This window comes from Nostoc sp. C057 (assembly GCF_013393925.1).
GTDB classification, from domain to species: Bacteria; Cyanobacteriota; Cyanobacteriia; order Cyanobacteriales; family Nostocaceae; genus Nostoc; species Nostoc muscorum_A.
Genome location: NZ_CP040281.1, coordinates 5,877,267 through 5,891,146 on the forward strand (window position 1 = coordinate 5,877,267; position 13,880 = coordinate 5,891,146).

Here is a 13,880-nt window from a genome sequence, read left to right on the forward strand (position 1 = left end):
ATGATGTTCTGTGGAAAGAATTAATCGATGAATGGCGTATATCACCTTATGAAGTCGAGTATATTAACAAACAGCAAGGTCTACATTGCATAGACTGTAAGTCTAACTTACGCTCCATGTCGTTAGCCAAAGCAATAATGAGATGTTTTAGCTATACAGGGTTTTTTAAAGATTTTGTGAAGCAGAAAGAAATCCAAAATTTGCAAATACTAGAAATCAATGAAGCAGGGAGTTTAACAAACTTTTTAGTTGAAATACCGAATCATACTTTAAAAGTATATCCGGAAATAGATATGATGAATATGAATATTGCAAACATGACTTTTGATTTGGTTATTCATTCAGATGTTTTAGAACACATAAAGCATCCAATTCGAGGTTTATCTGAGTGCTACAGGGTATTAAAGCCTGGGGGATATTGTGCTTTCACTATACCCATGATTGTCGATAGACTAACCATTTATAGAGAAGGTATGCCTGCAAGTTATCATGGCTCTCAAGAAAATCAACCAGATTTTGTAGTTCATACAGAATATGGATGTGATGCCTGGAAGCATGTAATTCAGGCAGGATTTACAGAGTGTCGACTGTTCTCTGTAGAATATCCTTCAGCACAAGCGTTAGTAGCAGTAAAGTAATTTTATAAGGTTGATAGGAAATATGGAATTTACAGGTGAGAGATATGTTCCTTCCCTAAATGGTCAAATTCAATATGAGCATCTACATAGATATGCTCTATGCGTTGACTATGTAGCTGGTAAACATGTATTAGATATTGCTTGCGGTGAGGGATATGGTTGTGCGTTGCTCGCAAGTGTAGCCGAGTCGGTTGTTGGAGTTGATATAAATTCTGAAGTTATAGAGTATGCCACTAAAGAGTATAGTACTCATAAGAATATAAGATTTATGGTGGGTTCGTGCGACTCAATACCACTACCTGATAACTCAGTTGACGTAGTAACATCTTTTGAAACAATTGAGCATCACGATAAGCATGAAGAAATGATGCAGGAGATTAAGCGAGTTCTTAAGCCTGGTGGACTATTAATTATTTCCTCTCCTAATCGCTTAACTTATTCAGATGAACCGAACTATTCTAATCCATTTCATGTCAAAGAGCTTTACTATGATGAATTAGCAGCCTTATTAAGAAGTTATTTTGATTATGTTGAGATTTATGGACAAAAAATAGCTATAGCTTCTTTCATATTTAAATTAGAAAATTCCCAAGTAAATAATTTTAAAGCCTATACAACAGACGGGAATAAAGTCGAGCCAAAAGTTTCTAGTTTAAATGCACCTATTTATTTTTTTGCAATATGTTCCAACCAGAATATTACTACTAAGCCAGATATTGATTCAGTTTATATTAATAGCCAGGATGATTTGTTCAAGTTGATGGAAGTAGGTTGGCGCCAAACTCAGACAGAATTGGAGCGCTCGCACTCTCAACTGCAACAAACTCAGACAGAATTGGAGCGTTCGCAATCTCAACTGCAACAAACTCAGACAGAATTGGAGCGCTCGCACTCTCAACTGCAACAAACTCAGACAGAATTGGAGCGTTCGCAATCTCAACTGCAACAAACTCAGACAGAATTGGAGCGTTCGCACTCTCAATTGCAAGAAACTCAGACAGAATTAGAGCGTTCGCACTCTCAATTGCAAGAAACTCAGACAGAATTGGAGCGTTCGCAATCTCAATTGCAACAGACTCAAAGAAAGTTGGATTTTCTTAAAATTACCACTTGGATCAGATTTTTGAATAATCCACTAATCAAAATTATCACAAAATCTTCTAAATTCAATGAAATATCTCCCTCTAGATATCTGCAAGGTAATTTAGAAACACCAAGAACTCAAGAAAATAACATTAATGATACCTTGCTAGTTTCAGGCTGGCTTTTCAGTAGAGAAGCCAAAATTAAATCTCTCATCTTGGTGAAAGACAATTTGGTAGAAAATCAAATTGAGTACGGATTTTCACGTCCCGATGTATCTCAAGCATATCCAGATATGGAAAATGCAGGTTCATCAGGATTTGTACATAATTTGATTTTAAATAATCAACACTCTGGATACATAGATATTCAAATTTGGGCAATCTTTGAAACTGGACAACCAATTTGTTGTTTTACCAGACGTGTTAATTTTCAATCTCCCAATCGAGGTAACTACATTAAAAGTCCAATAAGTCTAAGAAATATTCTTTTCTTTATGCGTAGTGTGGTTATCAAAGCAATTACTGCCTATAAACAGGGAAGATTACCACTTTCTCCAGCTTTGTGGATTTATTATCTACGACGTTATTATAGGCAAATTCAGCATTTTCAAAATACAGATATAAAATACTCAGGCATAATTCATCCCTGGCAAACGCAAGATTTATATCAAAGATGGCTTCAAACTAATGTATTGTCATCAAATCTTTTAGGCAGGATGAGAGAAGATGCTGAAAAACTAGTTTCAAAGGGAGTAAAGATTAGCATCGTTGTACCTGTTTACAATACTCCCAAACATTTTTTCAAAGAAATGATTGACTCAGTAAGAAGTCAAATATATCCAAATTGGGAATTATGCATTGTTGATGATGCTTCTACCAAGCCCCATATCAAAGAATTGTTGCAACAACTAATAGCAGAAGACTCACGAATCAAAATCATTTTTCGGCAAGAAAATGGTCATATTGTAGAGGCTACTAATTCGGCATTGGAAATTGCCACTGGTGATTATGTAGCTCTGCTGGATCATGATGATATTTTATCTATTGATGCCCTATTACACGTTGCCGAATGTATAAACAACCATCCTGAAGTGGACTGGATTTATACTGATGAAGACAAAATAAACGAATCTGGATACCACTTCGATCCACAAATGAAGGGTGAGTGGAGTCCTGAAATGGCAATTACTCACAACTTTACTCATCACCTGACAGTTATCCGCAAAACTCTGATTGATCAACTTGGAGGAATGCGAAAGGGGTTTGAAGGAGCGCAGGATCTCGATTTGTTTTTGCGTGTGAGCGAGAAAACAACGCCAGATAAAGTTCACCACATCCCCCATATATGCTATCACTGGCGAACACACCCTGGCAGCACAGCCTCACATGGCACGCAAAAGCAGTATGTATTTGATAGCGCCTACAATGCCATAGAAGATGCAATTCAACGCAGGGGTTTAAAAGCTAAAACATTTTTACCCTCCATTGCTAAACAACACGGCTTATGCCTACACCAGCTTAAATGGGATTATTCCCTAATAGCCGAAAATAATGTCACAATTGTTATTCCGACAAAGGATAGAGTAGACCTACTACAAAAATGCATTTCTAGTCTACAAAAAACCGTAGATCAGCGGTTTGTCAAACTATTAATCATTGATGACTGCTCAAAAGAACAATCAACTCACCAATACTTTAAAAAATTACAACAAGACTGCGTATTGCAATGTCGAGTTATTCGCTCCGAACGTAGAATAGATGTTTTTAATTATGCCAAATTAATGAATTTGGGTTGCGAGCATGTCGATACACCGTATATGCTTCACCTTAATAATGATATACAAGCTTTAGAGCCAGGTTGGTTAGAAGACATGGTTGGTTGGATGTCCATAGATGGTGTGGGTGTCGTGGGAGCTAAACTTTTATATCCCGATAGCACTATTCAACACGCTGGAGTTGTAGTCGGATACCACAATGGACTAGCTGACCATTTATTTCATCGTTTGCATAAAGATGAAATTGGCTATATTTGTTTACCCCATGCAGCACGCAACGCTTCAGCAGTGACAGGTGCTTGTATGCTGACATCAACCAACCTGTATCGTCAACTTGGTGGCTTTGATGAAGATAATTTTGCAGTTGAATATAACGATGTTGATTATTGCTTACGTGTGTTGCGTTCGGGAAAACGTATTGTTTATACACCTCAAGCCATCCTGATACACGAGACTAGCGTATCTAGAGGTAAAAGTTATAACCCCAGTGAACATATTAACTTTATTGAAAAATACAAGTACTTTGTAGATCCATTCTTTAATAAAAATTTAGAGATAAATTCTATGCTTATGGCTATTAATCCTTACCATTATAGCCATGTAGATAGAATATCAACGGCAAAAATTCTCTTTATTACTCACAACCTAAATCTAGAAGGTGCGCCACTAATCGTTTACAATTATGCTCGTTATTTTGCAACTAAAGCTGGGTGTGAAATATGTGTAATTTCTTGTATTGATGGTGTTTTACGACAAGAGTATGAGAATTTAAATATTCAGGTAATGATTTTCCAAGAAACATTACCTTTACAGCAGGAAAGTTTAGAAAAGTATCACCAGCGTCTCCAAGAATTTGGAGATAACCTAAATTTAAATTCATATAACTTAGTAGTATGTAATACATTACTCAGTTTTTGGGGTATCGAGTTGGCTAAACTCTTTAAATTGCCAACTATCTGGCATATTCATGAAAGTCAAAGTCTAAATATGAGCATCAATAATTTCTTTGGTCATGCATCTAAAGAAATTATGCAGAAAATATTGCCGGATTGCTTTGTCAACGCTACAAGAGTAATTTATCAGGCTGAAGCTACCCGCAGGATTTTTCATCAATTTGATATCAAAGACAATTTCCGCACCATACCAGGAGGAATCGACTTAGAAAAAATCAAAGATTTTCGCAATCTCCATCACAAACATCAGTTACGGGATAAATATGCAATTAATCAAGAGCATCTAGTAATTTCTATAATTGGTACTACATGTCAACGTAAAGGTCAACACATCTTTATTGAAGCCCTTAAAGAGTTAGAGAAACTCTGTCCTAACAAGTTTGGTAATATATCTTGTCTCATAGTAGGCGCTAGAAATAGTACATATATAGATAGCAACTATCTAGAGTTTTTGAAAAATCAAATACAAGATTTATCACTTAATAACTTTTCTATTTATTTTGAGACTAAAGATGTTTATGATTTTTATGCCTTGAGTGATATTTTTGTCTGTGCATCTTTTGAAGAATCTTTCCCTAGAGTATTGCTAGAAGCAATGGCATTTGAATTAAAGATTATCAGCACCGATGTATTTGGCATTCCAGAAATAATCAATGATGGCGGTGAAGGCTATTTAGTACAGCCAGGGGATGCTAAAGCCCTAGCTAATGCAATTCATAAATGCATAATTGAGCCAGAAATATCAGATCGTTTGGCAAAAAATGGTTACGCAAAAGTCTGCCGAATGTTTGATAACAATAATCTTCTTCAACAGCATTGGTTACTCGCGAAAGAAGCTATTTTGAGCCAGTCCTAAAGCAAAGTTTCAATGATTATGTTCAATAAAACTCTTCCATATCAAAAAACAAAGCTACTCTTATTAGTTGCCTATTCACTACCAGTTATTCTACTTTTCTGGTTTATTGCTACCTTCAGTGTCAACGTACCTTTTGGGGACGACTGGCAAATAGTAGCATTTTTTGAAAAGATTTATATGGGTACTGTAAACTTGGAAGATTTCTTTGAACAACACAATGAACATCGTATTTTTTTCCCAAGGATAGTATTTGCAACCCTTGCATTTTCATCACAGTGGAACATTAAATTGGAAACTTACTTTAGCCTTTTCCTGGCTTTAGTCAATTTTATTATCTTGTATAGAATTGCACTTTGTACTTACAATAAGCATCATAAAATATTATTTCATTTATTTAATTTTACAGTTTGTATAATAAACTTCTCTTTAATTCAGTATGAAAATTGGCTATGGGGATTTCAAATAGCTTGGTTCTTAATAAATACCTGCGTAATTCTGGCAGTTTTCATTCTTAGTGTACCAACAAATATACATCCGAATTTCAGACTCTCACTTGCATCTATTTGCTGTTTTATTGCTAGCTTTTCGTCGGCTCATGGATTACTGTGTTGGCTGGCACTATTACCATCAGTATACTTAGTTGAAGGGAGGACTAAACAAAAAAAAATCAGGATTTTAGTATGGATTGTAATTTTTGCTTTTTGTGTTGCTATCTACTCTATTGGTTATAAAAAACCTTCTCAACATCCTAGCATATTCTTTATTTTACAGAAGCCATTAATTGCATTTGAATATTTCTTCTCCCTCATAGGTTTTTCATTGGGCAGAAATATTTGGCCGGCTGTAGTTACTGGGCTCATAATACTATTAATTTTTTCCTTTTTTAATATTTTCTGTTTAAAAAATTATCAATCAGAGTTTGTCAATAAAGCAGCCCCCTGGCTATCATTAGGTTGGTTTGCCATTTTGTTTGCATTAATTACGACTATTGGTAGAGCTGGTTTTGGTGTTGAGCAAGCTATAGCGCCAAGGTATGTAAGCGTTTCGATATTATTAGTCATATCTTGCCTACAATTGTGTCAATTATGGATTTTATATAAATGGCAAGATGCAGACAAAAATAAAAATATCTTTCCACTATTATTTCTAGGTTTTTTAATATCTCTTTTTGTTTTTAGCTCTAAGAGTAGCATTGCAGAAGCCAAGAATATTTATACACAGAGAAATATAGGAAAAAATTGCTTAGAAATTATAAATTTTATAGACCAATCTAATAGTAATTCATCTGGTAATTGTTTATCTTTTCTTTTCCCAGATGAATTGCAGATACGAAAACTAAGTAAAACTCTTGAAACATTAGAGTTTAGGTATTTTCCTCGTAATATAGCTTTTATCACTAAACCTGAACAAGCTCACGGTTACATTGAGATTCCCACAACAAAGGAACAACCTTTCAATTTACGCAAGAGCGATACTTTAAAGTTGTTTGGGTGGGCGATTCTCCCTGAACGCCGAGAACAGCCATCGCTAGTTCTACTGTCCTATGGTAATAATCAATCATTTTTTGCCACTGGGCTTGTAAATTCAAATAGACCTGATGTTGCTACAGCTTTAAACTCAAGTCTTTACAATACATCAGGTTGGGAAGCAAATGTTTCTCTGAATTCTATACCAACAGGTGAAACTGTAATTAAAGCTTGGGTTTATGACAGAGAACGTCAACAGTTCATACAGTTAATTGGTGAACCAAAGATAAAAGTGATTGAGTAAAAAAGCAACCTACTTTAGAAACTTTTATATTAATGATTGGGAGCATAAAATGATTGATAGAGTAAAAATGTTAAAAAAAATGTTTAACCCAAAAATACTAAAGTTTCTACTAGGTGGCGGTTTAGCCGCAGCACTCAATTTAGCTCTAATTTTTTTAATAATTGAAAAATTAGAATTCAATACTCCTTTATTACGAAATATCGCCAATGTAGTTTCAATTGAAATTTCCCTAATATTTAGTTTTTTTATATACCGAAGTTTGGTTTGGACTGGCGGTATTTGGACAATTAAAGAAGTATTATTACGACAACTTCCTCTGTATCATGTTTCTGCTGGAGTTGCAGTTATTACTCGTGTTTTCTTTATTTTTCCGGTTTTAGATTGGTTAAAAGTTAACTATGCAATCAATACTATAGTAGGCGCACTTGTTAGTGCATCGATTAATTATTTGATTAGCGATCGCTTTGTATTTAAAACCACAACACAAAAAAATCATGACAATTCACAGACAGAAAAAATATCAGTTACGTATTATCCAGAATCATTTGCTCCAGCCCTATCAGTAAATCCCAGTCTCAGAAAAGATGAATCAATAACCATAGATACTTCAAAATATGTCAAGACTTTATCAATAGTAATTCCAGCCTACAATGAAGAAGATTGCATAGTTCCAACTGTTCAGACTATTAGCAAATTTTTGGAAGAAGAAAAAATAGATTACGAAATTTTAGTTGTTAATGACAACAGCAAAGATAAAACAGAAGAATTATTGCAGCAGATGAATTTTCAAAATAATAAGCTGCGTTATCTAAATAATTATTATCCTAACGGCTTTGGCTTTGCAGTTCGCTGTGGGTTAGAAAATTTTACAGGAGATGCTGTAGCGGTAGTTATGGCAGATAGTTCAGATGCACCAGAAGACATTGTATCTTATTACTATAAACTGCAAGAGGGATACGATTGTGTTTTTGGTTCCCGCTTTATTAAAGGAGGTAAAGTAATTGACTATCCCAGCCACAAATTAATTGTAAATCGTTTAGCTAACTTGTTTATTAAAATTTTATTTGGTTTAAAATTCAATGACACTACCAATGCATTTAAGATTTATCGTAAAGAAGTTATTGAAGGGATCTCACCATTAGTATCTCATCATTTCAACTTAACCGTAGAGATGCCACTCAAAGCTATAGCAAGAGGGTATTCTTATACAACTGTTCCAATTACTTGGAGAAATAGAACTACTGGAGTTTCTAAGTTAAAGCTAAAGGAAATGGGGAGTCGATATTTGTTTATAGTTCTCTACATTTGGCTAGAAAAACATTTATCGCGTGGAGATTATCATCTAAGCAAAAATAGACTGTTAGGAAATCAAAGGTTGAAATCAAATGGCTGAGAATATTCTGATTTTAGGAGGGGCTGGTTTTGTTGGCAGTTGTTTAGCAATTAGTCTAAAAAAGCATCATCCTCAATGGAAGATTATCTGCTTTGATAATCTCCGAAGGCGTGGTTCAGAATTAAATCTTTCTAGACTAAAAAATTTGGGAATTGACTTTATTCATGGTGATATTCGCTTTTCTAGCGATTTAGATCCTGGAATGTTTAACGTCGATACTATCATTGATTGTTCTGCTGAACCTTCTGTACTTGCAGGATTTGCCTCTCCACAATACGTCCTGCAAACGAATTTAGTAGGAACGATGAATGTCCTTGAACTAGCTAGACAAATCCATGCTCGTTTACTCTTTCTATCGACTAGTCGCGTTTATCCAATTGAAACACTGAAATCAATTAATTTAGTAGAACTACCAACCCGCTTTAGCATTACTCCTGACCAGACAATACCTGGAGTATCTAATTGTGGTATTGCAGAGGAATTTCCACTCCAAAGCTATCGTTCTCTATACGGTACTACTAAACTTGCCTCGGAAATGCTGATCGAAGAGTATCGACAAGCTTATAATATTCAAGCAATAGTCAACCGTTGTGGTGTAATTACAGGCCCTTGGCAAATGGGTAAAGTTGATCAAGGTGTTTTCGTTTTGTGGTTAGCCGCACACTATTTTGAAAAGTCTCTTAGTTATATAGGCTATGGCGGTACAGGCAAACAAGTTAGAGATTTATTGCATATTGAAGATTTGTTAAGCTTGATTAATTATCAATTAGAAAATTTTTCAGAACTAGATGGGGATGTTTTAAATGTTGGTGGAGGGGCTGATAATAGTCTATCTCTATTAGAGACTACTAGACTATGTGAGGCAATTACTGGTAAATCTATTCCTATCAAATTAGAAGAAACAGCTAGACAAGGTGACATCCCCATTTATATTACAGATGCTTCCAAGATCAGCTCTAAGACTGGATGGAAACCAATCATGAATCCAGAACGAACTCTCCAAGATATTTATAACTGGATTATTGAGTATGAAAAAATGCTTGAGCCTATATTATCTTAAGTTGTTTAGTGAAAACAAACTTTTTGTGAGCAAAAACCTATGAAACAAGAGGAATACCTTAAAAAACTTTACTCTAATCGTTTTGATCATAAACAAAAAAGAGCTAAAATAGCTCTGTGGAAAACTTTAATTGAGGAATTCTTGCAAAAACATTTGGGAAAAGACTCAGTTACTTTAGATATTGGTGGGGGCTATTGTGAGTTTATCAATAATATTAAAGCAAAAGAAAAATACTTAATTGATATCAATCCTGATTCTCAGACATTTGCCAATCCTGATGTAAATATTCTCAATCTGGATATTTTGAACAAAACAGAACAGGAGAAAGTAACGGAACGCTTTGACAAAATATTTGTTTCAAATTTTTTTGAACATTTAAACAATAAGGAAGAACTAGTTGAAGTTTTGTTATTTTGCTTTAACTACCTCAAACCTGGAGGAGCGATATTAATCATACAGCCAAACTTCAAGTATTCTGTTAAGGAATATTATGATTTCATCGATCATCAATTACCAATCACCCATCTTTCTCTTCAAGAATTATTACATACTCTTGGTTTTAAAATTGATGTTTTAATTCCCAGGTTTTTACCATATTCAACTAAAGGTAGACCAGGGTCGCCTAATCTTTTGAAGCTTTATCTCAAGTTACCATTCCTTTGGAGTTTTCTGGGAGGGCAGATGTTTATCAAAGCATCCAAACCCCTCTAGTTTAACTGCGATTATAAATCTATTTTATCCTAAAATGTGGATTGTACTGTAAGTGAGTCAAAATATTATGCCCACCGTTTTAATTACTGGTTCCTCTGGTCTTATTGGTTCAGAATCAGTTCATTTTTTTGCACAGAACGGTTTTCATGTTGTGGGTATAGATAATAATATGCGGGCGGTATTTTTTGGTGAATCTGCTTCGACAGAATGGAATCGTCAGATATTACAAGATAAATATGGTGATAGTTATCGTCATTATGACATTGATATCCGCGATCGCTCGGCAGTAGAAAACCTATTTCAAGAATATTCCTCTGATATTTCTCTTATTATTCATACAGCAGCACAACCATCTCATGACTGGGCAGCAAAAGACCCTCATACAGACTTTACGGTTAATGCCAACGGTACTTTAGTATTACTAGAAGCAACTCGGCAATACTGCCGTGATGCAATTTTTATATTTACCTCAACCAATAAAGTCTATGGCGATACTCCTAATTATCTACCCTTGCAGGAGTTAGAGACTCGCTGGGAGATTGAACCAAATCATCAATATATAGAAGGCATTGATGAGTCAATGACAATTGACAACTCCAAACATTCTCTATTTGGCGCTTCTAAAATTGCCGCAGATATACTAGTTCAAGAATATGGTAAATACTTTGGTATGAAGACTGCTACCTTTAGAGGAGGTTGTCTGACTGGACCAAACCATTGTGGCGCTCAGTTGCATGGTTTTCTAGCGTACTTAATGAAATGTACTATCACTGGTCAAACTTACACCATATTTGGCTATCAAGGCAAACAGGTTAGAGATAATATACATAGTTATGATTTAGTCAAGGCCTTTTACTATTTTTATCAAAATCCTAGATGTGGAGAGGTTTATAATATTGGGGGTTCTCGGCATAGTAATTGTTCTATGTTAGAAGCAATCTCAATTTGCGAAAACATCGTAGGTAAAAAGCTGAAATACATCTATACAGATGAGAACCGCTCTGGCGATCATATCTGGTATATTTCAGATGTAATAAAGTTCCGCTCTCACTATCCAATATGGGAATATAAGTATAATCTTCAACAGATACTAGAAGAGATTTATTATGCCCAAGCATCTAGGAAAACAAACTAAACTAGTATAAAAATCAGGCGTTGCTGAATCACAATATAAATTATTCAATGCCTGCGGTGGGCTTAGCTATCGCCATATCCTTGCGGGGGCTTTCCCTTGCATTGAAATACAACGATACTTGAGATAATAAACTAACAATTTATTTTACGGTTATGGTTTGAATTACAACGTGGATATTACATGAATATTCACTCCAATACTGCTCGGTTAAGGAGAAATAGAGGGTAAAACAAGGAAGATTTTGTTCGCGTAAACTGTCCGCGAACAAAATAAATAATTAGACTTACTTTTTCTCTTTGAGGCTATCGTACAAGTCCACCCAATTTTGACGAAGAGAGTCGATGCACTCTGTTAAGTAATCGATTTGGGTTCTTCTAGCCACAGAAAGAACAGCATTAATATGGGCAGAGCTTCCAGCCTTACCCAAATGCTTGTATTTGCTCAATTTGTTAGGTTGAGTTGTGGAAAAAATTGGTTTGGTTGCATGTAACTTATAGTACCAGTAAGCTTGCTTTTTCCCGCGTGCTTGGTAACGCAAAACGCAACAACCAGGTGGTGCAACTTCCCCCGAAGTCTGAATTTGTTGAATGGAGAGTTGTAACGTCGCAATGGCTTGTTGTATGAGTTCGGCTCTAGAAATAATGTCAGAGTCAACCATCTGGCAAAACAAGAGTGCTTATGGTGATCGCAGTGTTCGCGTATTGATTACGAGAACAAGCCCGAATTTAGTTTATATTATTTTACAGCCAAAATTAAACGTAAGTACCGTCTTGTTAATGTCACTTGTTAACTTTGAGGTTCAACAGCCATACATTACCCCAGGGCAAACGCATCTAAAGTATAAGAATCCTTTAATAGCAAGGGTTTTGGCGTTTTTTAATTTAGCCTATTTTTTCATCAAGATCCTTGCCCAGCAAGGGTTTCAGAAATCCCGTGCGTTCGCCCTGTACATTACCCCAAGCCAATTACTTCTGGCAATGGATAAAGTAATTCCATCTCAAACCATAACGAACGCAATTATCAGTACTTCTTCTGTTGGACAACGACAACGAATACTTCCGACTCATGTAGTTGTGGTTTTGGTAATAGCCATGAGTTTTTGGTCATCGGACTCTATTGTATCGGTGTTCAAAAATCTGATTCATGGTTTCGCCAGTTTACGCATACCGGAATTAATACGTTTTAAAACACCAACTTCTTCATCAATTACCGAAGCACGGCAACGAACCGGAGCATCTGTAATGACACGTTTGTTTGAGATGGTTGCAAAGCCATTAGCAACGCCTTTAACACCAGGTGCTTTTTTGGGAGGGTTAAGAATAATGGCTGTAGATGGGACAGTAATGGACATTCCTGAGACTCAAGAGAATGCCAGAGTATTTGGTTATCCAGGTTCGCGTCCTGGTACATATCCAGCATTTCCTAAAGCCAGATTAGTTTTTTTAGTAGAAGCAGGGACTCATTTAATTACTGATGCATTCATTAGTCCTTATCGAATTGGTGAAAGAAAAGGAGCTTTAAAATTATTACGAAGTGTTAGTGATGGGATGTTGCTGATGTGGGATAGGGGACTACATTCATTCAAGATGGTTAATGCTGCAATTAAACAAAAATGCCATATTCTTGGACGTGTACCAGCCCACGTTAAATTCGAGGTCGTTCAAACTTTTGACGATGGTTCTTATTTGTCTTGGATTGGACCTGATGGTCAATCTAAAAAGAAGGGTGCAACCCGAATACCCATCCGTGTAATTGAATATGTTGTTGAAGAGAATGGGATAGAAAAAGTTTATCGTCTGATTACTGATTTGATGGATATTACAATTTTCCCAGCTTTACTTCTAGCGACTGAGTATCACCAGCGATGGGAAGCAGAGAATACTTTGGATGAATTAAAAGTTCATCTTTTAGGGCGAAAAACTCTTATCCGCTCGAAAAATCCTCGTGAAGTAGTCCAAGAAATTTATGACTGGTTACTGGGACATTACTGTATACGTTGTTTAATGTTTCAAAGTGCTGAAAAAGTAGGATTATCACCATTACGTCTAAGCTTTACTGGCAGCCTGAGAGTGGTTAGACGCGCTATCCCTTTGTTCCAGATTGCAATAGAAATGTTCCCAGATATCAATGTATTTTTTAGCTGGTTAATTTCGGAAATAAAAGATTTAAAAATTCCACCACCACAGCACAGAAGTAATCCCAGAGTCGTCAAGAAAACTCGCTCAAAATTTCCGAGTAAAAAACGATGTCATAGAAATAATGGCACTCCTCGACAACTATTATCCTTTCAAATTTTCAGGAAAGCAAGTTGAATACATCTATTATTTAGGCGATACCGTAAATTGTTCATTCTCAATTTATAGTTCAACAGGTTAAAAATCTTCTCAGCAATTGACAATTAAATTTTTCGAGAGTGCCTTTAGGTACAAGCAACGTTTTTAGCTGTTTTTGTTCTCGTAAATCATACGCGAACAAATTATGATTTATTCCACTATCTATTTTTC

At 35.6% G+C, this 13,880-nt stretch carries 9 protein-coding genes; 8 read left to right on the plus strand and 1 reads right to left on the minus strand.

The window, feature by feature from the left end:
* Positions 1-116 precede the first annotated feature (116 nt).
* From FD724_RS25280 to FD724_RS25310, 7 genes are all read left to right on the plus strand, one after another.
* Positions 117-638, plus strand: coding sequence for a class I SAM-dependent methyltransferase (locus FD724_RS25280; RefSeq protein WP_179074487.1), 522 nt, complete (start codon positions 117-119; stop codon positions 636-638).
* Positions 639-660: 22 nt separating this feature from the next.
* Positions 661-5,307 carry a glycosyltransferase gene (locus tag FD724_RS25285; RefSeq protein WP_179074488.1) on the plus strand — a complete coding sequence of 1,549 codons (4,647 nt, stop codon included), beginning with the start codon at positions 661-663 and terminating at the stop codon, positions 5,305-5,307.
* 12 nt (positions 5,308-5,319) lie between these two features.
* Positions 5,320-7,077, plus strand: coding sequence for a hypothetical protein (locus FD724_RS25290; protein ID WP_179074489.1), 1,758 nt, complete (start codon positions 5,320-5,322; stop codon positions 7,075-7,077).
* Positions 7,070-8,470 carry a glycosyltransferase gene (locus FD724_RS25295; RefSeq protein WP_256874354.1) on the plus strand — a complete coding sequence of 467 codons (1,401 nt, stop codon included), beginning with the start codon at positions 7,070-7,072 and terminating at the stop codon, positions 8,468-8,470. The genes FD724_RS25290 and FD724_RS25295 overlap by 8 nt, the downstream gene beginning before the upstream one ends.
* On the plus strand, positions 8,463-9,530 hold the full coding sequence (locus tag FD724_RS25300; RefSeq protein WP_179074490.1) for an NAD-dependent epimerase/dehydratase family protein: 1,068 nt from the start codon (positions 8,463-8,465) through the stop codon (positions 9,528-9,530). Before FD724_RS25295 ends, FD724_RS25300 begins: the two co-directional genes overlap by 8 nt.
* Positions 9,531-9,569: 39 nt before the next feature.
* Positions 9,570-10,241 (plus strand): bifunctional 2-polyprenyl-6-hydroxyphenol methylase/3-demethylubiquinol 3-O-methyltransferase UbiG, encoded by a 672-nt coding sequence (locus tag FD724_RS25305; RefSeq protein WP_179074491.1) that lies wholly within the window; start codon positions 9,570-9,572, stop codon positions 10,239-10,241.
* Positions 10,242-10,308: 67 nt separating this feature from the next.
* Positions 10,309-11,376: an NAD-dependent epimerase/dehydratase family protein gene (locus FD724_RS25310; protein ID WP_179074492.1), complete on the plus strand. Its 1,068-nt coding sequence runs from the start codon at positions 10,309-10,311 to the stop codon at positions 11,374-11,376.
* Positions 11,377-11,659: 283 nt separating this feature from the next.
* On the opposite strand, the gene FD724_RS25315 is transcribed toward FD724_RS25310, so the two are convergent.
* Positions 11,660-12,034 (minus strand): hypothetical protein, encoded by a 375-nt coding sequence (locus FD724_RS25315; protein ID WP_179071699.1) that lies wholly within the window; start codon positions 12,032-12,034, stop codon positions 11,660-11,662.
* A gap of 319 nt (positions 12,035-12,353) precedes the next feature.
* Here FD724_RS25315 and FD724_RS25320 point away from each other — a divergent pair, with 319 nt between their 5' ends.
* On the plus strand, positions 12,354-13,688 hold the full coding sequence (locus FD724_RS25320) for an IS4 family transposase (protein WP_179075624.1): 1,335 nt from the start codon (positions 12,354-12,356) through the stop codon (positions 13,686-13,688).
* Positions 13,689-13,880: the final 192 nt, after the last annotated feature.